We start from the raw sequence: 19,879 nt of genomic DNA, 5'->3' as shown, positions 1-19,879 counted from the left end.
GTTCCCGGGCCTTGTACACACCGCCCGTCACACCATGGGAGTGGGTTGCACCAGAAGTAGCTAGTCTAACCTTCGGGAGGACGGTTACCACGGTGTGATTCATGACTGGGGTGAAGTCGTAACAAGGTAGCCGTAGGGGAACCTGCGGCTGGATCACCTCCTTAATCGAAGACATCAGCCTGCTGATGAGCTCCCACACGAATTGCTTGATTCCTTGAAGAAGACGATGCTGTAACGCGACCCTGTTATAGGTCTGTAGCTCAGTTGGTTAGAGCGCACCCCTGATAAGGGTGAGGTCGGCAGTTCAAATCTGCCCAGACCTACCATTCGCTGGGTGCAGAGACGACGGGGCCATAGCTCAGCTGGGAGAGCGCCTGCCTTGCACGCAGGAGGTCAGCGGTTCGATCCCGCTTGGCTCCACCATTTGCTTTGCTACGCAGTTACCTGCAGAACTTAGAAATGAGCATTCCGCTGTGAATGTTGATTTCTGACTTTTGTCAGATCGTTCTTTAAAAATTCGGATATGTGATAGATAGACTGATGACCACTTTCACTGGTGGGCCATCAGGCTAAGGTAAAATTTGTGAGTTCTGCGCGAACGCGCGACATGCGAATTTTCGGCGAATGTCGTCTTCACAGTATAACCAGATTGCTTGGGGTTATATGGTCAAGTGAAGAAGCGCATACGGTGGATGCCTTGGCAGTCAGAGGCGATGAAAGACGTGGTAGCCTGCGATAAGCTTTGGGGAGTCGGCAAACAGACTGTGATCCAGAGATCTCTGAATGGGGGAACCCACCTAGGATAACCTAGGTATCTTGCACTGAATACATAGGTGCAAGAGGCGAACCAGGGGAACTGAAACATCTAAGTACCCTGAGGAAAAGAAATCAACCGAGATTCCCTTAGTAGTGGCGAGCGAACGGGGACCAGCCCTTAAGCTGGTTTGAGATTAGTGGAACGCTCTGGAAAGTGCGGCCATAGTGGGTGATAGCCCCGTACACGAAAATCTCTTGCCAGTGAAATCGAGTAGGACGGAGCACGAGAAACTTTGTCTGAACATGGGGGGACCATCCTCCAAGGCTAAATACTACTGACTGACCGATAGTGAACCAGTACCGTGAGGGAAAGGCGAAAAGAACCCCGGAGAGGGGAGTGAAATAGAACCTGAAACCGTATGCGTACAAGCAGTGGGAGCCTACTTTGTTAGGTGACTGCGTACCTTTTGTATAATGGGTCAGCGACTTATATTCAGTGGCGAGCTTAACCGAATAGGGGAGGCGTAGCGAAAGCGAGTCTTAATAGGGCGTTTAGTCGCTGGGTATAGACCCGAAACCGGGCGATCTATCCATGGGCAGGTTGAAGGTTAGGTAACACTGACTGGAGGACCGAACCGACTACCGTTGAAAAGTTAGCGGATGACCTGTGGATCGGAGTGAAAGGCTAATCAAGCTCGGAGATAGCTGGTTCTCCTCGAAAGCTATTTAGGTAGCGCCTCATGTATCACTCCAGGGGGTAGAGCACTGTTTCGGCTAGGGGGTCATCCCGACTTACCAAACCGATGCAAACTCCGAATACCTGGAAGTGCCGAGCATGGGAGACACACGGCGGGTGCTAACGTCCGTCGTGAAAAGGGAAACAACCCAGACCGTCAGCTAAGGTCCCAAAGTCATGGTTAAGTGGGAAACGATGTGGGAAGGCTTAGACAGCTAGGAGGTTGGCTTAGAAGCAGCCATCCTTTAAAGAAAGCGTAATAGCTCACTAGTCGAGTCGGCCTGCGCGGAAGATGTAACGGGGCTCAAACCATGCACCGAAGCTACGGGTATCACCTTAGGGTGATGCGGTAGAGGAGCGTTCTGTAAGCCTGTGAAGGTGAGTTGAGAAGCTTGCTGGAGGTATCAGAAGTGCGAATGCTGACATGAGTAACGACAATGCGAGTGAAAAACTCGCACGCCGAAAGACCAAGGTTTCCTGCGCAACGTTAATCGACGCAGGGTTAGTCGGTCCCTAAGGCGAGGCTGAAAAGCGTAGTCGATGGAAAACAGGTTAATATTCCTGTACTTCCAGTTATTGCGATGGAGGGACGGAGAAGGCTAGGCCAGCTTGGCGTTGGTTGTCCAAGTTTAAGGTGGTAGGCTGAAATCTTAGGCAAATCCGGGATTTCCAGGCCGAGAGCTGATGACGAGTTGCCATTAGGCGACGAAGTGGTTGATGCCATGCTTCCAAGAAAAGCTCCTAAGCTTCAGATAACTGGGAACCGTACCCCAAACCGACACAGGTGGTCGGGTAGAGAATACCAAGGCGCTTGAGAGAACTCGGGTGAAGGAACTAGGCAAAATGGCACCGTAACTTCGGGAGAAGGTGCGCCGGCGAGGGTGAAGGACTTGCTCCGTAAGCCCATGCCGGTCGAAGATACCAGGCCGCTGCGACTGTTTATTAAAAACACAGCACTCTGCAAACACGAAAGTGGACGTATAGGGTGTGACGCCTGCCCGGTGCCGGAAGGTTAATTGATGGGGTTAGCGCAAGCGAAGCTCTTGATCGAAGCCCCGGTAAACGGCGGCCGTAACTATAACGGTCCTAAGGTAGCGAAATTCCTTGTCGGGTAAGTTCCGACCTGCACGAATGGCGTAACGATGGCGGCGCTGTCTCCACCCGAGACTCAGTGAAATTGAAATCGCTGTGAAGATGCAGTGTATCCGCGGCTAGACGGAAAGACCCCGTGAACCTTTACTATAGCTTTGCACTGGACTTTGAGCTTGCTTGTGTAGGATAGGTGGGAGGCTTTGAAGTGGGGACGCCAGTTCTCATGGAGCCATCCTTGAAATACCACCCTGGCAACCTTGAGGTTCTAACTCAGGTCCGTGATCCGGATCGAGGACAGTGTATGGTGGGTAGTTTGACTGGGGCGGTCTCCTCCCAAAGAGTAACGGAGGAGTACGAAGGTGCGCTCAGACCGGTCGGAAATCGGTCGCAGAGTATAAAGGCAAAAGCGCGCTTGACTGCGAGACCCACACGTCGAGCAGGTACGAAAGTAGGTCTTAGTGATCCGGTGGTTCTGTATGGAAGGGCCATCGCTCAACGGATAAAAGGTACTCCGGGGATAACAGGCTGATACCGCCCAAGAGTTCATATCGACGGCGGTGTTTGGCACCTCGATGTCGGCTCATCACATCCTGGGGCTGAAGCCGGTCCCAAGGGTATGGCTGTTCGCCATTTAAAGTGGTACGCGAGCTGGGTTTAGAACGTCGTGAGACAGTTCGGTCCCTATCTGCCGTGGACGTTTGAGATTTGAGAGGGGCTGCTCCTAGTACGAGAGGACCGGAGTGGACGAACCTCTGGTGTTCCGGTTGTCACGCCAGTGGCATTGCCGGGTAGCTATGTTCGGAAGAGATAACCGCTGAAAGCATCTAAGCGGGAAACTTGCCTCAAGATGAGATCTCACTGGGATCTTGAATCCCCTGAAGGGCCGTCGAAGACTACGACGTTGATAGGTCGGGTGTGTAAGCGCTGTGAGGCGTTGAGCTAACCGATACTAATTGCCCGTGAGGCTTGACCATATAACACCCAAGCAATTTGCTGTGCGAATTGCGGTGGTGAAGACGAACGAACCGAAAGTTTGCATCACAAATTCACATATCCGAATTGGCTGGCATGTCCATCTGGACGTTCTGGCAACAGAATTTCTTGACGACCATAGAGCATTGGAACCACCTGATCCCATCCCGAACTCAGCAGTGAAACGATGCATCGCCGATGGTAGTGTGGGGCTTCCCCATGTGAGAGTAGGTCATCGTCAAGATTCATTTCGCAAAACCCCTATCTGCGTGAGCAGGTAGGGGTTTTGTCTTTCTGGCGTCTGAAACTCACGGACCAGGCCATGCAGCCCGCCTGGTGCCCACGTGATATCGTTCCCCCTCAGCCTCCAGCGCCTGCCAGAGACCTTCCGATGCTCAATACCCCTCACCTCCACCCCGGCTTCATGATCGTCCACGGCAACCGCCTCGACGACCTGCGCAGTCTGGTCGTGAGCTGGATGCGTCGTTACCCCCTGGCGCCGCTGGAAAACGAGATCGCCCTGGTGCAAAGCAACGGCATCGCGCAATGGCTCAAGCTTGCCCTGGCCGAGGATCCGCAGGATGACGACCAAGGCGGCTGCGGCATCGCCGCCGCGATCGACGTGCAACTGCCGGGCAGCTTCATGTGGCAGCTCTACCGCCGAGTGTTGGGTCGCGACGAAATTCCTGAAGTCTCGCTGCTGGACAAGGCGCCGCTGACCTGGCGCCTGATGCGTCTGCTGCCTGCCTTGATCGAACGGGAGCACTTCGAGCCCCTGCGGCGCTTCCTGACCGACGACAGTGACCTGCGCAAGCGTTACCAGCTGGCCGAGCGCCTGGCCGACCTGTTCGACCAATACCAGGTCTACCGCGCCGACTGGCTCAAGGAGTGGGCTGCAGGGGGCCATGTGCTCAACAGCGCTCGGGGCGAGCGCAAGCCCCTGGCCGCCGGCAATCGCTGGCAGGCCGAACTGTGGCGAGCGCTGCTGGAGGACGTAGGCGAACAGGGCATGGCCCAGAGCCGCGCCGGCGTACACCAGCGCTTCATCGAGCGTATAAATCAACTCGAACACGCACCTGCCGGCCTGCCGAAACGAGTGATCGTCTTCGGTATCTCGTCTCTCCCGGCCCAGGCGCTGGAAGCTTTGGCTGGCCTGGCGCGCTTCAGCCAGGTGTTGTTGTGCGTGCACAACCCCTGTCGCCATCATTGGGCCGATATCGTGGCCGACAAGGACCTGCTCAGGCACCAGTACAAGCGCCAGCAGCGCAAGCAAGGCATGCCCCTGGACCTGGACGATGAGTCTCTGCACCAGCACGCCCACCCTCTGCTGGCCGCCTGGGGCAAGCAGGGCCGTGACTATATCAACTTGCTCGACAGCTACGACGACCCTGGCAGCTACCGCGGCGTATTCAGCGATGGCCGCATCGACCTGTTCCAAGAGGCGACACCCGACAACCTGCTGCGCCAGTTGCAAGACGACATCCTCGAATTGCGCCCCTTGGCCGAAACCCGCGAACTGTGGCCGGCAGTCGACCCCGCCAAGGACCGCTCCGTGCGCTTTCATGTGGCCCACAGCCCGCAGCGGGAAGTGGAGATCCTCCACGACCAGCTGCTCGCCCGCTTCAGTGCCGACCCCACGCTACGCCCACGGGATGTCATCGTCATGCTTCCGGCGATCGACGACTATGCACCCCACATCCGTGCCGTCTTCGGCCAGCTCGAGCGCAGCGACCCGCGCTACATCCCGTTCACGCTCACTGACCAGGGCCAGCGCGGCCGCGAGCCGTTGCTGATCGCCTTGGAACACTTGCTCAAGCTGCCCGAAAGCCGCTTCGCCGTGAGCGAAGTGCTCGATTTGTTGGACGTGCCCGCCGTACGCGCCCGCTTCGCCATACACGAAAGCGACCTGCCAACCCTGCACCGCTGGATCGAGGGTGCCGGCATCCGTTGGGGCCTGAGCGCCGAGCAGCGCGCCACCCTGGGCCTGCCCATGGGAATAGAGCAGAACAGCTGGCGGTTTGGCCTGCGACGTATGCTGCTCGGTTACGCCGTGGGTGTCGGCGAAGGCTGCGACGGTATCGAGCCCTATGACGAGATCGGAGGCCTCGACGCCGCGCTGATCGGCCCGTTGGTGGCCTTGCTCGATGCTCTCGACGTGGCGTGCCAGGCCCTTTCGCAGCCTGCCAGCGCAACCGAGTGGGGCGAACGTCTGCAAGCGTTGCTGCGGGTATTCTTCCTGGCCGAGGACGAGCACGACGAGTTCCTGCTGATGCAACTGCAGGACTTGCGTGACACTTGGCTCGCCACCTGCGAAACCGTCGGCCTGCAAGACCCGCTCCCGCTCACCGTGGTCCGCGAGGCCTGGCTCTCGGGCCTGGACCAGGGCAAGTTGTCCCAGCGTTTCCTGGCTGGGTCGGTGAACTTCTGCACCCTCATGCCCATGCGCGCCATCCCCTTCCGGGTGGTGTGCCTGCTGGGCATGAACGACGGCGACTACCCTCGCGCCCAACCGCCACTGGACTTCGACCTGATGGCCAGCGACTACCGCCCAGGCGACCGGTCTCGACGCGAAGACGACCGCTACCTGTTGCTCGAAGCCCTGCTCTCGGCACGTGATCAGCTGTATATCAGTTGGGTCGGGCGCAGCATTCGCGATAACAGCGAGCGCCCCGCATCGGTATTGATCGGCCAGCTACGCGACCACTTCGCCGCGGGCTGGACGCTGGCCGGTGCCAAATCTGGGGCCCTCGAAAACCCTGGTGAGCAGTTGTTGCATGCCCTGACCCAGGAACACCCGCTGCAGCCTTTCAGTCCACGTTACTTCCAGAAGGGCAGCGCACTGTTCAGCTATGCCCACGAATGGCAGGTCGTGCACCAGACAATGGAGCCGACCTCGGCCAGCGACGACCCGCTACCGCCCTATAAGGATGAAGAGGCGCTGAGCATCACCCACCTGCAGGACTTCCTCCGCCACCCCGTGCGGCATTTCTTCAGCCAGCGGCTGAAGGTGTTCTTCGAGGCCCTGGAAACACCGACACCAGATGAAGAACCCTTCGTCCTCGATGCCCTGCAACGCTACAGCCTCAGCGAAACCCTGCTGGGTGCGGCACTGGCCGACCCGGACAATGCCGAACAAGCGCTGCAAGGCCAGGCGCGACGTTTACAGGCCTGTGGGCTGCTACCTTTAGCCGGTTTTGGCGAGATGCTCCAAGCCGAGCTGATCCAGCCCTTGCCTGACCTGCTGCAGCGCCACCGATACTTGCTCCAGCGCTGGCCTGACGTGGTGGAGGGCGCCCTGCCGATCCACTTCGAAAGGGGCGAGCAGCGCCTGGAAGGCTGGCTGGGCCGGGTCTACCAGGCCCAGGACCAGAGCCTGCTGAGCATCGCCACCGTCCCCAACACCTTGGGCGCAGGGCGCAACAGCGTCAAATGGCCCCGGCTGGTACCCACCTGGGTCATGCACCTGGCCGCTTGCGCCGCCGGCTACCCCTTGCACAGCGCGATGGTCGCCAGCGACCGGACCCTGCTGCTCGACCCGCTGCCCCAGGCCCAGGCCGCGGAGCTGCTGGCCGACCTTTTGATCGCCCGCCAGGCTGGGATGAACGCACCTCTGCCCGTGGCCGCCAAGACCGCCTTCGCCTGGCTGGAGCAAAGCGACCCGGCCAAAGCCCAGGCTGCCGCAGAACGAGCCTATGAAGGCGATGGCCAGAATACCTTCGGCGAGCGCAGCGAAAGCCTGGCCTTGGCCCGCCAGTTCCGCGACTTTGCCGCGCTCTGCGCCGACGAGACCTTCGAAGGCTGGTGCGAAACCCTGTACCGCCCACTGTTCGCTGCGCCCTGGCAAACCCTGGGCGCCCCGGAGACTGCCGCATGACCCAGGTCCGCCCCTTGGCATTGAACTTTCCGCTGCACGGCAGCCAGCTGATCGAAGCCAGCGCCGGCACCGGCAAGACCTTCACCATTTCGGCGCTGTACCTGCGCCTGATCCTCGGCCATGGCGGCGAAAACGGCTTTGGTCGTGAGCTGCTGCCGCCGCAGATCCTCGTGGTGACCTTCACTGACGCTGCCACTAAGGAGCTGCGCGAGCGTATTCGCGCACGCCTGGCCGAGGCCGCGCGTTTCTTCCGTGGCGAACTGACCGAGGCCGACCCGCTGCTGCACCTGCTGCGCGACGACTACCCCGCCGAACACTGGCCACGCTGCGCGAGCCGGCTGGAGGTCGCGGTGCAGTGGATGGACGAGGCGGCGGTGTCGACCATCCATGGTTGGTGCCAGCGCATGCTGCGCGAGCACGCCTTCGACAGCGGCAGCCTGTTCACCCAGAGTCTGGAAACCGACCACAGCGACCTGCTGGGCCAGGTCATGCGCGACTACTGGCGACGCTTCTGCTACGGCATGCAAGGCCAAGCCCTGGCCTGGGTGCGCAGCCAATGGGGCAGCCCGGACGCCTTGCTGCCACGGATCCGCCCGCTGTTTGGCCGGGTGCGCGGTGCCCAGGACGACGAACAGCCCCAGGCGCTGATCGAGGCCACCCTGCGCGAACGCGCCGCGCAGCTCTGCCAGCTCAAGGCCCCCTGGGGGCAATGGGCCGACGAGCTGCACCAGATTTGTCGCGATGCCGTGGTCGGCAAGTTGGCGGATGGTCGCAAGCTGCAAGCACGTTTCTTCGAGCCCTGGTTCGACAAGCTGCGGGCCTGGGCGGGCGACGACCAAGTATTGGAACTGGACCTGGGTACCGGCTTCACCCGCCTGACCCCTGCCGGCATGGCCGAGGCCTGGAAGTCCGGTACCCCGCCGGACCACCCCGCGTTGCTGGCCATGGAGAACCTGCGCGAACAACTGCAAGCGCTGCCCAGCCCCGATGCCCGTTTGCTCGAGCATGCCGCTGCCTGGGTGTCGGCGCGTTTCGAGGTGGAAAAGCGCCGGCGCGCCGAGATGGGCTTCGACGATATGCTGCTACGCTTGGAGCATGCACTGGCCAGTGAGTCCGGCGAGCGCCTGGCCGGCCTGATCCGGGAGCAGTTCCCCGTGGCCCTGATCGACGAGTTCCAGGACACCGACCCGGTCCAGTACGGCATCTTCGAACGCATCTACCGGATCAGCGAAAACCGCCGGGAAACCGGCCTGTTCATGATCGGCGACCCCAAGCAGGCGATCTACGCCTTCCGCGGTGCCGACATCTTCACCTACCTGGCTGCCCGCCGTGCCACCCTCGGCCGGCTGCACAGCCTGGACACCAACTACCGCTCCAGCCAGGCCATGGTGGCGGCGGTCAACCGCGTGTTCCTTCAGGCCGAAGCTCGCCGCGAGGGGCGAGGGGCCTTCCTGTTCCGCGAAAGCGGCGACAACCCGCTGCCCTTCGTCGAGGTCCGCGCCAAGGGGCGCAGCGAGCAGCTGCTGGTCGACGGTCAACCCTGCGCCGCCTTGCAGTGCTGGCAGTTGCAGAGTGAAGAACCGGTCTCCAACACGCTCTACCGCCAGCAGCTTGCTGCCAGCTGCGCCAGCCACATCGTTGAGCTGCTCAACGGCGGCCAGCACGGCGTGACCGGTTTTCGTGATGCCCAAGGCTCGCTGCGACCGTGCCAGCCATCGGACATCGCCATCCTGGTGCGTGATGGTCGCGAAGCCCAACTGGTTCGTGCCGAACTGGCCGCCCGCGATGTACGCAGCGTGTACCTCTCGGACAAGGATTCGGTGTTCGCCGCCCAGGAGGCCCATGACCTGCTGGTCTGGCTCAAGGCCTGTGCCGAGCCTGATTCCGAGCGCCTGCTCAAGGGCGCCCTGGCCAGCCTCACCCTCGAGCTGCCCCTGGCCGAACTGGAGCGCCTGAACCAGGACGAGCGGGTCTGGGAAGGCTGGGTCATGCGTTTCCGGCTGTACCGCGACACCTGGCAGCGCCAGGGTGTGCTGCCCATGTTGCGCCGCCTGTTGCACGACTTCCAGCTGCCGCGCACGCTCATGGGCCGCAGCGATGGCGAGCGGGTGCTGACCAACCTGCTGCACCTGGCCGAGCTGTTGCAACAGGCCGCCAGCGAGCTTGATGGCGAGCAGGCGTTGATCCGTCACCTGGCCGAACACCTGGCCAACGCCGGCCAGGCGGGCGAAGAGCAGATCTTGCGCCTGGAAAGCGACGAGCAACTGGTCAAGGTGGTGACCATCCACAAGTCCAAGGGGCTGGAATATCCGCTGGTCTACCTGCCCTTCATCTGCACCAGCAAACCAGTGGACGGCCAACGTCTGCCGTTGACCTGGCACGACAGCCAAGGTCAGGCCCACCTGACCCTGACGCCGAACGAAGCGCAGATCGCCCGTGCCGACGACGAGCGCCTGGCCGAAGACCTGCGCCTGCTCTACGTCGCCCTGACCCGTGCCCAGTACGCCTGCTGGCTGGGCATCGCCGACCTCAAGCGCGGCAGCCAGAAGACCTCACAGTTGCACAGGTCGGCCCTGGGCTACCTGCTGGGTGGCGGCTTGCCGTTGGCTGCGTCGGGCCAACTGGCCGACTGGCTGCAGGCCTTGCAGGCTGGCAGCCGCGACATCGCCTGCCTCGGCCTGCCCGAGCCGAGCGAGGACGTCTACCACGCCCCGCGCGATACACGTGAGCTGCTGCCTGCGCGCAAGCCGCGTCGGGCTGCCGCCGAACACTGGTGGATCGCCTCCTACAGCGCCCTGCGCGTGGGCGATCAGACCCTCGGTGCCGACAGTTCCCAAGCCCAGCAATTGCTGGACGATGAGCAGGTCGACACCCAGCTGCTGCGCGAAGTCCCGGTCGAAGGCGGTGACATCCACCGCTTCCCCCGCGGCCCGAACCCAGGCACCTTCCTTCACGGCCTGCTCGAATGGGCCGGCCGGGAAGGGTTCGCCGAGGTCAGCGCCCAGCCCGAATCGATCAGGCGTACCGTCGGTGAGCGCTGCAACCGCCGCGACTGGACCGGCTGGATCCCGACCCTGGAACACTGGCTCGGCCAATTGCTCACCGAGCCGCTGCCTCTGCAACCCCAAGGCCCGACCCTGACCCTCGCACATTTGCATCAATACCAGATCGAAATGGAATTCTGGTTCGCCAGCCACCAGGTAGATGCCGTGCGCCTGGACCAGCTGGTGGTGCGACATACCCACGGCAACGCCGCACGTCCTGCGGCTCTGCCGACCGTGCTCAACGGCATGTTCAAAGGTTTCATCGACCTGGCGTTTGAGCTGGACGGTCGCTACTACGTGGCCGACTACAAGTCCAATTGGTTGGGCCCCGACGCCCAAGCCTACAATGCACTGGCCATGGAGCAAGCGATCCTCGAGCACCGCTACGACCTGCAATACGTGCTCTACCTGCTGGCCTTGCACCGCCAGTTGCGCGCGCGCCTGCCTGACTATGACTATGACCGCCATGTCGGCGGCGCGGTGTTCATCTTCCTGCGCGGCGTCGGCAGCGCCGGCCACGGTTTGTATTTCGCCAAGCCGCCGCGTGCCCTGATCGAACAACTCGATGCGCTGTTCCGTGGCGCCCACGAACCCGAACAGCAAGACCTGTTTGCCGGAGCCGCGCCATGAGCCGACGCCTCGATGACCTGTTGCCCACGCCCCTGGACGCTGAACAACTGGTGGCCCTGGCGCCCCTGCGCGAAAGCCGCGACCTGCTGGTGCTGCTCGACCGTTGGGTCGAGCGCGACTGGCTTCGGGCGTTGGACCGGGCGTTCGTCAATTTCCTCGAAGAGCGGGCCCCGGGCAGCGATCCCTTGCTGTTGCTGGCGGCGGCCCTGGCCAGTCACCAGCTCGGCCACGGTCACGTCTGCCTCGATCTGGAGCAAACCCTGGCCGAGCCGGATTTCGCCCTGTCGTTGCCGCCGGAGGGTGATGCTCTGGCCGGGCCATTGCTGCTGCCCTCGCAGTTGCTCGCCGGCCTGGCCCTGGATACCTGGCTGCAACACATCGCCGCCAGCCCCCTGGTGGCGGCCGGGGATGCCCCTGGGCACGGCGCGAGGCCCCTGGTGCTCAGTGGCCGGCGCCTCTACCTGCGTCGTTACTGGAGCTACGAGCGGCGTATCGACCAGGCCTTGCGCCAGCGCCTGAGCCAGAACGAGCCTATCCCGGCCGACCTTCCCGCGCGTCTCGAGCAATTGTTCGCAGGTGGCGCCCCGGCTGGCCAGGTCGATTGGCAGAAGCTCGCCTGCGCCTTGGCCACACGCGCAGCCTTCAGCATCATCACCGGCGGCCCGGGTACCGGCAAGACCACCACCGTGGTGCGTCTGCTGGCCTTGCTCCAGGCCCCGGCGGTGGAGCAGGGCCGCCCGCTGCGCATTCGCCTGGCGGCCCCGACCGGCAAGGCTGCCGCGCGCCTCACCGAGTCCATCGGCCAGCAGGTCGAGCGCCTGCAGGTCGGCAGCGAGGTGCGCGGGCACATCCCCACCGAGGTCAGCACTGTCCATCGCCTGCTGGGCAGCCGTCCCGGCTCGCGACACTTTCGCCACCATGCCGGCAACCCGTTGCCGTTGGACGTACTGGTGGTCGATGAAGCCTCGATGATCGACCTGGAAATGATGGCCAATCTGCTTGACGCCTTGCCGTCCCGGGCTCGCCTGGTATTGCTGGGCGACAAGGACCAGCTGGCCTCGGTGGAAGCCGGTGCGGTGCTCGGTGACCTGTGCCGCGATGCCGAAGATGGATGCTACTCCCCGGCGACCCAGGCCTGGCTGGAGCAGGTGGGCGGCCAGTCGCTCGAAGGCAGTGGCCTTGCGCCGGGCGATGCGCAGCGCAACCCCTTGGCGCAACAGGTGGTGATGCTGCGGTATTCCCGGCGTTTCGGTGAAGGCAGCGGCATTGGCCAGCTGGCACGTCTGGTCAACCGCCAGCAAGCCCAGCAGGCTCGTGACCTGCTGACCCTGCCACCGGCCGATGTGTTCGGCCTGGCCCTGCGTGGTGAACACGACCGCGCCTTCGACCGCCTGTTGCTCGACGGCCTGGGGCGCGGCGACGACGGCCCCCAGGGTTACCGCAGCTACCTGCGCACCATTGGCCGCCACCGCCCGGCGCCTGGCACCCCCGCCGACGACCCGCGCTGGGAACAATGGGCCGGCAAGGTGCTGCACAGCTTCGAAGACTTCCAGTTGCTCTGCGCGGTGCGCAAGGGCCCCTGGGGTGTCCAGGGCCTGAACGAGCGCGTGGCGCGAGTGTTGGGCAACGCCGGGCTGATCGACAGTCAGCAGCCCTGGTATGAAGGCCGCCCGGTGCTGGTGACCCGCAACGACTACGGCCTCGGCCTGATGAACGGCGATATCGGCATTGCCCTGCGCCTGCCCGACGACCTGGGCGAGCCCGTGCTGCGCGTGGCTTTCCCGCGCAACGACGGTAGCGGCGGCGTGCGCTTTGTCCTGCCAAGCCGGCTCAACGAGGTGGAGACGGTATTCGCCATGACCGTGCACAAGTCCCAGGGCTCGGAGTTCAGCCATACGGCGCTGGTCTTGCCCGATTCGCTCAACCCGGTGCTGACCAAGGAATTGGTCTATACCGGTATCACCCGCGCCAAGCACTGTTTCAGCTTGGTCGAGCCGCGTGCCGGGGTGTTCGAAGAGGCGGTAGCACGTAAGGTGCGCAGGATTTCCGGGTTGATGCTGGAGAAAGTGTGACGTATCGCACGTTCCTGAGGCCAAAGGCACTGTGCTATCGTTGCGCTAATTTCTTAAGGGATTTTGAGAGATTTCCTACATGGTGGCTGCCTCATCCTGGGGGCGCGTGTTGGGCCATGCGCTTTCGCTGGCGTTAGCCGCCCTGTTGCTGTTCGCTGGCCTTGCTCAGGCAGAGCCGGCCAGCGCTGCCCAGGCTCAACAACGGGCCAAGGCCGTGACCCAGGTGGTACTGGGCATCCTCAGCTATGCCCGCTGGCCGGCCAACCCCGTACCGCTGCGCCTGTGCTTGGTGGGCCCTACCGAATACGCCGATGACCTGATCAAGGGCAATGTGCAGAATTCCGGCCAACCGCTGGAGGTACGCCGCCTGCTGGCCGACGACGCACGCATTGCCAATGCCTGCGATGCCGTTTACATCGGCAAGCTGGACAGCGGGGAGCGCGAGCGGTTGTTCCAGGCCATCAATGGCCATCCGGTCCTGAGCATCAGCGAGGCCGATGATCCTTGCAGGGTCGGCAGCCTGTTCTGCCTGCGTGTCGGCGATCGCCAGGTGGCCTTCGAAGTGAACCTCGACTCGGTGGCGCGTAGCGGTGTGCGTATCCACCCCAGCGTGCTGCAGCTGTCGCGGCGCCGGGCGGTGCAGCCATGAAGCTGGCAGCCAAGCGCGGTACCCGCCCGACCCTGCGCTCGGTGCTGGGCCGTGGGCATTTGAGCGTAGCCCTGTTGGCGGTAGGCCTGGCGGGTATTTCCCTGACGTTGCTCGGTGTGCTCGCCCTGCGCGTGTATGCCAACCACAACCTGCACCTGATCGCCCGCTCGATCAACTACACCGTCGAAGCCGCCGTGGTGTTCAACGACGGCTCGGCTGCCAAGGAGGCCCTGGCGTTGATCGCGGCCACCGAGGAAGTGGCTGATGCGAAGGTGTTCAACCGCGACGGCGAGCAACTGGCTCACTGGCACCGCGACGACGACGGCATGTTCGCCCAACTGGAAGCTGAAGTGGCCCGGGCGTTGCTGGACGAGCCGATCAATCTGCCGGTGGTGCACCAGCAGCGTCAGGTGGGCCATATCGAACTGGTGGGGCAGGGCGGCAACCTGCTGCGCTTCCTGTTCAGCGGCCTGGCCGGGATCCTGTTCTGTACCTTGCTCAGCGCGGTGCTGGCCATCTACCTGTCGCGCCGGCTGTTCGGCGATATCGTCGGCCCGCTGCGCAGCCTGGCCAGCGTGGCCCACGCCGCCCGCCGCGAGCGCAGCTTCGACCGGCGCGTACCCGAGGCGCAGATCGCTGAGCTCAACGAGCTGGGCAATGACTTCAATGCCTTGCTCGACGAGCTGGAGGCTTGGCACAGTCACCTGCAGAGCGAAAACGAGAACCTCGCTCACCAGGCCAGCCACGACAGCCTCACGGGCCTACCCAACCGGGCCTTCTTCGAAGGGCGGCTGAGCCGCACCCTGCGCAACGCCGCGCGGCAGCGCGAGCACCTGGGGCTGCTGTTCCTCGACAGCGATCACTTCAAGCAGATCAACGACAGCCTCGGCCATGCCGTGGGCGACGAAGTGCTGGTGAGCGTCGCCAAGCGCATTCGCGCCCAACTGCGTGAACACGATCTGGTGGCGCGCCTGGGCGGCGACGAATTCGCTGTGCTGCTGGCCCCGCTGCACGCGCGGGACGACGCCCAGCGCATTGCCGAAAAGATCGTCGAGAGCATGAAGGTGCCGATCCTGCTGGACGGCGGTAAGCAGATCACCACCTCGATGAGTGTTGGCATCGCCTATTACCCGGACGACGGCAACGACCCGGCCGGGTTGCTCAATGCCGCCGACGTGGCGATGTACCAGGCCAAGCGCGTGCGCCGTGGCCATTGGCAAGTGGCGCAGACGGACCGCTGCGCCACTGACGTTGATAACAGGAGCTGAACCGTGATTCACCGTTTCCACGCATTGCATTTTCCTTTGCTGGCCGTGCTGCTGGCGTTGCTGGCCCTGGGCGGCTGCCAGAGTGTGCCCCAGGGCCTTACGCCCGAACAGATCGCCACCCTCAAGCGCGAGGGCTTCGCCCCGACCGACGAGGGGTGGGCCTATGACCTTTCCGGCAAGGTGCTGTTCGGCAGCGACCTGGACAGCCTGAACAGCCAGAGCCGGGCGATCGTCGAGCGCATCGGCAAGGCCTTGCTGGCGGTGGGCATCGAGCGGGTGCGTATCGATGGCCATGCCGATGCCTCGGGCAAGGAGGCCTACAACCGGCAGTTGTCCGAACGCCGTGCGCAGAGCGTGGCGCGGGCAATGATCGGCATCGGCATGCAGCCGCAGAACATCCAGACTGTCGGCTTGGGCAGCAGCCAGCCGGTGGCCGACAACCGTACCCCTGCCGGGCGTACCGAAAACCGCCGGGTGTCGATCGTGGTGGCATCCAACTGAAAGGGCTGCGCCCTTGATCGTGGGACAAGCCCGCTCTCACAGGTATGGCGGTGTCTTTGAAAACAGCGCAGGACAGGTGGGAGCCGGCTTGCCGGCGATGGGCTGCGAAGCAGCCCCGCTCGACGTCAGGCGAAGCGCATGTCCCGCGTCTGCCCCATCAGCAACGGCGCATTCGCCTCGGTCACATCGCGAATGTAGTCCCACAACAAGGTGATGCGCTTCAACTTGCGCAGGTCCTCCCGGCAGTACATCCAGAACTGCCGGGTAATCTCCACCTCCTGCGGCAACAGGTTGACCAGCCGCGCATCCTGCGCCGCCAGGAAGCACGGCAGGATCGCCAGCCCACGCCCCTGCAACGCCGCCGTGTACTGGGCGATCACACTCGTGCTGCGCAGGTGCGCGTTGGCATTGGGGATCAGATTGGCCAGGTACAGCAGCTCCGAGCTGAAGGCCAGGTCATCGACATAACTGATGAACCGATGGTTCACCAGGTCGGCTGCCGTGCGGATCGGTTCGTGGTTGTCCAGGTACTCCTGGGTGGCATACAGCCGCAAGCGGTAGTCGCATAGCTTGCAACACACGTAGGGCCCATGCTCGGGCCGCTCCAGGGCGATGACGATGTCCGCCTCGCGCTTGGACAGGCTGATGAAGTGCGGCAGCGGCAGGATGTCCACCGAGATCGCCGGGTAGGCATCGACGAAATGGCTCAGTTGCGGGGTGACGAAAAAGCTGCCGAACCCCTCCGTGCAGCCCATGCGCACATGCCCCGACAACGCCACGCCTGAGCCGGACACCTGCTCGCAGGCCATGTGCAGCGTGCTTTCGATCGATTCGGCATAGCCCAGCAGGCGCTGGCCTTCGGCGGTCAGGACGAAGCCGTTGGTCCGTGATTTCTCGAACAGCAGCGTGCCCAGGGCGCCTTCCAGCGAGCTGATGCGCCGTGACACCGTGGTGTAGTCCACCGCCAGGCGCTTGGCCGCGCTGCTGGCCTTGCGGGTGCGCGCCACTTCAAGAAAGAACTTCAAGTCGTCCCAGTTCAGCGAACTCAGGGAGGTGAGGTCTTTTTGCATGATGATCCGGTTTTTTTGTGCGTTCTTGTTGGATGTTTGCACATCTATACTCGAAAAAAGCCCCACGGCGCCACCCGCTGGCGATCTCGTTCCGACAATAATTCCAAGGAGAGCGCAGATGAACGCACCCCATACCCCAGACCAGGCCAAGGTCGAGCAGGTCAAGCTGCTGATCGACGGCCAGTGGGTCGAGTCCAAGACCACCGAGTGGCGCGACATCGTCAACCCGGCCACCCAGCAGGTGCTGGCGCGGGTTCCGTTCGCCACCGTCGATGAAGTCGATGCCGCCGTGGCCGCCGCCCAGCGAGCCTTCACGACCTGGCGCGACACCCCGATCGGCGCGCGCATGCGCATCATGCTCAAGCTGCAGGCGCTGATCCGCGAACACACCAAGCGCATCGCCCAGACCCTCAGCGCCGAACAGGGCAAGACCCTGGCCGACGCCGAAGGCGACATCTTCCGTGGCCTGGAGGTGGTCGAGCACGCCGCCTCCATCGGTACCCTGCAAATGGGCGAGTTCGCCGAAAACGTCGCCGGTGGCGTGGACACCTACACCCTGCGCCAGCCCATCGGCGTGTGCGCCGGCATCACCCCGTTCAACTTCCCGGCGATGATCCCGCTGTGGATGTTCCCCATGGCCATCGTCTGCGGCAACACCTTCGTGCTCAAGCCGTCCGAACAAGACCCGCTGTCGACCATGATGCTGGTGGAGCTGGCGCTGGAAGCTGGCGTGCCGGCCGGCGTGCTCAACGTGGTGCATGGCGGCAAGCAGGTGGTGGACGCCATCTGCACGCACAAGGACATCAAGGCGATTTCCTTCGTCGGCTCCACCGAAGTGGGCACCCACGTCTACAACCTCGGTAGCCAGCACGGCAAGCGCGTGCAGTCGATGATGGGCGCCAAGAACCACGCCGTGGTGCTACCCGACGCCAACCGCACCCAAACCATCAACGCCCTGGTCGGTGCCGCCTTCGGCGCGGCCGGCCAGCGCTGCATGGCCACCTCGGTGGCGGTCCTGGTGGGCAAGGCCCGCGAGTGGCTGCCGGACATCAAGGCCGCGGCCAGCAAGCTCAAGGTCAATGCCGGCTGCGAGCCGGGCACGGATGTCGGCCCGGTGGTGTCCAAACGTGCCAAGGAGCGTGTGCTGGGCCTGATCGAAAGCGGCATCAAGGAAGGCGCCAAGCTCGAGCTGGACGGCCGCGACGTCAAGGTGCCGGGCTACGAGCAGGGCAACTTCGTCGGCCCCACCCTGTTCTCCGGCGTGCGCACCGACATGCAGATCTACACCCAGGAAATCTTTGGGCCGGTGTTGGTCACCCTGGAAGTCGACACCCTCGACGAAGCCATCGCCCTGGTCAACGCCAACCCGTTCGGCAACGGCACCGGCCTGTTCACCCAGAGCGGCGCGGCGGCGCGCAAGTTCCAGAGCGAGATCGACATCGGCCAGGTCGGCATCAACATCCCGATCCCGGTGCCGGTACCGTTCTTCAGCTTCACCGGTTCGCGCGGCTCCAAGCTCGGCGACCTGGGCCCGTACGGCAAGCAGGTGGTGCAGTTCTACACTCAGACCAAGACCGTCACCGCCCGCTGGTTCGACGATGACAGCGTCAATGACGGTGTGAACACCACCATCAGCCTGCGCTGAGCCATCAGCCTGCGCCAAGGAGAAAGTCATGCGTATCGCATTCATCGGCCTGGGCAACATGGGCGCGCCCATGGCCCGCAACCTGATCAAGGCCGGGCACCAGCTGAACCTGTTCGACCTGAACAAGGCCGTGCTGGCCGAGCTCGCCGAACTGGGTGGGCAGGTCAGCGCCTCGCCCAAGGACGCTGCGGCCGCCAGCGACCTGGTGATCACCATGCTGCCGGCGGCAGCCCATGTGCGCAGCGTCTACCTGAACGACGACGGTGTGCTGGCCGGCGTGCGTCCCGGCACGCCGACCGTCGACTGCAGCACCATCGACCCGCAGACCGCTCGCGATGTGTCCAAGGCCGCGGCAGCCAAGGGTGTGGACATGGGCGACGCGCCGGTGTCCGGCGGCACCGGCGGCGCGGCGGCCGGCACCCTGACCTTCATGGTCGGTGCCAGCGCCGAACTGTTCGCCACCTTGAAGCCTGTGCTCGAGCAGATGGGCCGCAACATTGTGCACTGCGGTGAAGTCGGCACCGGGCAGATCGCCAAGATCTGCAACAACCTGCTGTTGGGCATTTCCATGATCGGCGTGTCCGAGGCCATGGCCCTGGGCAATGCACTGGGCATCGACACCAAGGTGCTGGCCGGCATCATCAACAGCTCCACCGGGCGTTGCTGGAGTTCCGATACCTACAACCCTTGGCCGGGCATCATCGAGACCGCTCCGGCGTCGCGGGGCTACACCGGCGGCTTTGGCGCCGAGCTCATGCTCAAGGACCTGGGCCTGGCCACCGAGGCTGCGCGGGTCGCGCACCAGCCGGTGATCCTGGGCGCCGTCGCCCAGCAGCTGTACCAGGCCATGAGCCTGCGCGGTGAAGGCGGCAAGGACTTCTCGGCGATCGTAGAGAGCTATCGCAAGAAGGATTGACGAGCGAGGTGAGTTTTATCGCGGGCCAGGTGGCTTTCCCCATGTAACTGCGCACCTTGGGGAGGGGCATCTGCCCCGCGATGTTTTTTTGCCTGCGACGCATTCCCTCGTGGGCGATTCGCAGAGAACAGTGGCTAATGCCGCGATCAAGGGAAAAGCCCTTGCCAGGCGTCGGCGATATCGGGACCGCCGCTCCCACAGGCTCGGGTGATGTCGACTGGATCAGGCGAACACGAAGTACTTGCGTACGGTCTCGACCACTTCCCAGGTGCCCTTCAAGCCAGGCTCGATGATGAACACATCACCCGCTTTCAGGTGCTTGGGCTCTTCACCTTCCGGGGTGATGATCACGTAGCCTTCCAGGAAGTGGCAGAACTCCCACTTCTCGTAGTTGATCTCGAATTTGCCCGGGGTGCAGATCCAGGTGCCCATGATCTTGCTGCCGTCGGCAGACAGGTAGGCGTTCAGGTTGACCGTCTGCGGGTCGCCGCCGATGCGCTTCCACGGGGTGGCGTTCAGGGCCGGGATCGGGCAGGTTTCACGCAGGACGGTGATGAAATCGGACATGGCAGGCTCCAGGTAAATGGCTGAATGACACGCCACCATAGGGCCTGCGCGCGTACTGCAGTTGCCTGGGCTCGACGCCCAGGTGCC

At 63.3% G+C, this 19,879-nt stretch carries 10 protein-coding genes, 2 tRNA genes and 3 rRNA genes (1 of these 15 only partly in view); 13 read left to right on the top strand and 2 right to left on the bottom strand.

Going from position 1 to position 19,879, the window contains the following annotated elements; all coding sequences use genetic code 11:
* From ACXHGZ_RS18370 to yfiB, 11 genes are all read left to right on the top strand, one after another.
* A 16S ribosomal RNA gene (locus ACXHGZ_RS18370) occupies positions 1-164 on the top strand; it begins 1,373 nt to the left of the window's first position.
* An 85-nt stretch (positions 165-249) separates the two neighbouring features.
* Positions 250-326, top strand: a tRNA-Ile gene (locus ACXHGZ_RS18365).
* A 21-nt stretch (positions 327-347) separates the two neighbouring features.
* Positions 348-423: transfer RNA gene (locus ACXHGZ_RS18360), tRNA-Ala, on the top strand.
* 242 nt (positions 424-665) lie between these two features.
* A 23S ribosomal RNA gene (locus ACXHGZ_RS18355) occupies positions 666-3,558 on the top strand.
* Between the two features lie 126 nt (positions 3,559-3,684).
* Positions 3,685-3,800 (top strand): 5S ribosomal RNA (gene rrf, locus ACXHGZ_RS18350).
* Together the 16S, 23S and 5S rRNA genes with 2 tRNA genes alongside form the textbook arrangement of a ribosomal RNA operon.
* A 147-nt stretch (positions 3,801-3,947) precedes the next feature.
* Complete coding sequence (gene recC / locus ACXHGZ_RS18345; protein WP_480460848.1) at positions 3,948-7,430, top strand: exodeoxyribonuclease V subunit gamma; 3,483 nt, start codon at positions 3,948-3,950, stop codon at positions 7,428-7,430.
* A complete protein-coding gene (gene recB, locus ACXHGZ_RS18340) occupies positions 7,427-11,104 on the top strand; it encodes an exodeoxyribonuclease V subunit beta (RefSeq protein WP_480460846.1) in 3,678 nt (1,225 codons plus the stop codon). The genes recC and recB overlap by 4 nt, the downstream gene beginning before the upstream one ends.
* Positions 11,101-13,176, top strand: coding sequence for an exodeoxyribonuclease V subunit alpha (recD, locus tag ACXHGZ_RS18335; protein WP_480460844.1), 2,076 nt, complete (start codon positions 11,101-11,103; stop codon positions 13,174-13,176). Before recB ends, recD begins: the two co-directional genes overlap by 4 nt.
* Before the next feature lie 79 nt (positions 13,177-13,255).
* On the top strand, positions 13,256-13,825 hold the full coding sequence (gene yfiR, locus ACXHGZ_RS18330; RefSeq protein ID WP_480460842.1) for a regulatory sequestration protein YfiR: 570 nt from the start codon (positions 13,256-13,258) through the stop codon (positions 13,823-13,825).
* Positions 13,822-15,093 carry a diguanylate cyclase DgcN/YfiN gene (gene dgcN / locus ACXHGZ_RS18325; RefSeq protein WP_480460840.1) on the top strand — a complete coding sequence of 424 codons (1,272 nt, stop codon included), beginning with the start codon at positions 13,822-13,824 and terminating at the stop codon, positions 15,091-15,093. The genes yfiR and dgcN overlap by 4 nt, the downstream gene beginning before the upstream one ends.
* A gap of 6 nt (positions 15,094-15,099) precedes the next feature.
* Positions 15,100-15,594 carry an outer membrane lipoprotein YfiB gene (yfiB, locus tag ACXHGZ_RS18320; protein WP_480464096.1) on the top strand — a complete coding sequence of 165 codons (495 nt, stop codon included), beginning with the start codon at positions 15,100-15,102 and terminating at the stop codon, positions 15,592-15,594.
* A 125-nt stretch (positions 15,595-15,719) separates the two neighbouring features.
* On the opposite strand, the gene ACXHGZ_RS18315 is transcribed toward yfiB, so the two are convergent.
* Entirely contained in the window at positions 15,720-16,664 is a 945-nt protein-coding gene (locus ACXHGZ_RS18315) for a LysR family transcriptional regulator (protein ID WP_084858474.1), read from the bottom strand.
* A 118-nt stretch (positions 16,665-16,782) separates the two neighbouring features.
* On the opposite strand from ACXHGZ_RS18315, the gene ACXHGZ_RS18310 reads away from it, so the two are divergent.
* Together ACXHGZ_RS18310 and mmsB are read left to right on the top strand one after the other, a co-directional pair.
* Entirely contained in the window at positions 16,783-18,309 is a 1,527-nt protein-coding gene (locus tag ACXHGZ_RS18310) for a CoA-acylating methylmalonate-semialdehyde dehydrogenase (RefSeq protein ID WP_224456987.1), read from the top strand.
* A 28-nt stretch (positions 18,310-18,337) separates the two neighbouring features.
* Positions 18,338-19,225: a 3-hydroxyisobutyrate dehydrogenase gene (mmsB, locus tag ACXHGZ_RS18305; RefSeq protein ID WP_480460836.1), complete on the top strand. Its 888-nt coding sequence runs from the start codon at positions 18,338-18,340 to the stop codon at positions 19,223-19,225.
* Between the two features lie 222 nt (positions 19,226-19,447).
* Here mmsB and ACXHGZ_RS18300 read toward each other — a convergent pair whose 3' ends face one another.
* The gene (locus ACXHGZ_RS18300) at positions 19,448-19,792 is read right to left on the bottom strand and encodes a cupin domain-containing protein (protein ID WP_084858471.1); all 345 of its coding nucleotides are present in this window, start codon (positions 19,790-19,792) and stop codon (positions 19,448-19,450) included.
* Between the last annotated feature and the right edge of the window lie 87 nt (positions 19,793-19,879).

It is taken from the genome of Pseudomonas shiyinii (assembly GCF_056725765.1).
Note: the sequence above shows the minus strand (reverse complement) of the source record. Positions and strands in the feature narration are given on the sequence as shown.

What these genes read in the sequence shown, in the direction of transcription:
- recC (WP_480460848.1), top strand. Translation starts at nt 3,948, where the DNA reads ATGCTCAATACCCCTCACCTCCACCCCGGCTTCATGATCGTCCACGGC.
- recB (WP_480460846.1), top strand. Translation starts at nt 7,427, where the DNA reads ATGACCCAGGTCCGCCCCTTGGCATTGAACTTTCCGCTGCACGGCAGC.
- recD (WP_480460844.1), top strand. Translation starts at nt 11,101, where the DNA reads ATGAGCCGACGCCTCGATGACCTGTTGCCCACGCCCCTGGACGCTGAA.
- yfiR (WP_480460842.1), top strand. Translation starts at nt 13,256, where the DNA reads ATGGTGGCTGCCTCATCCTGGGGGCGCGTGTTGGGCCATGCGCTTTCG.
- dgcN (WP_480460840.1), top strand. Translation starts at nt 13,822, where the DNA reads ATGAAGCTGGCAGCCAAGCGCGGTACCCGCCCGACCCTGCGCTCGGTG.
- ACXHGZ_RS18315 (WP_084858474.1), bottom strand. Translation starts at nt 16,664, where the DNA reads ATGCAAAAAGACCTCACCTCCCTGAGTTCGCTGAACTGGGACGACTTG.
- ACXHGZ_RS18310 (WP_224456987.1), top strand. Translation starts at nt 16,783, where the DNA reads ATGAACGCACCCCATACCCCAGACCAGGCCAAGGTCGAGCAGGTCAAG.
- mmsB (WP_480460836.1), top strand. Translation starts at nt 18,338, where the DNA reads ATGCGTATCGCATTCATCGGCCTGGGCAACATGGGCGCGCCCATGGCC.
- ACXHGZ_RS18300 (WP_084858471.1), bottom strand. Translation starts at nt 19,792, where the DNA reads ATGTCCGATTTCATCACCGTCCTGCGTGAAACCTGCCCGATCCCGGCC.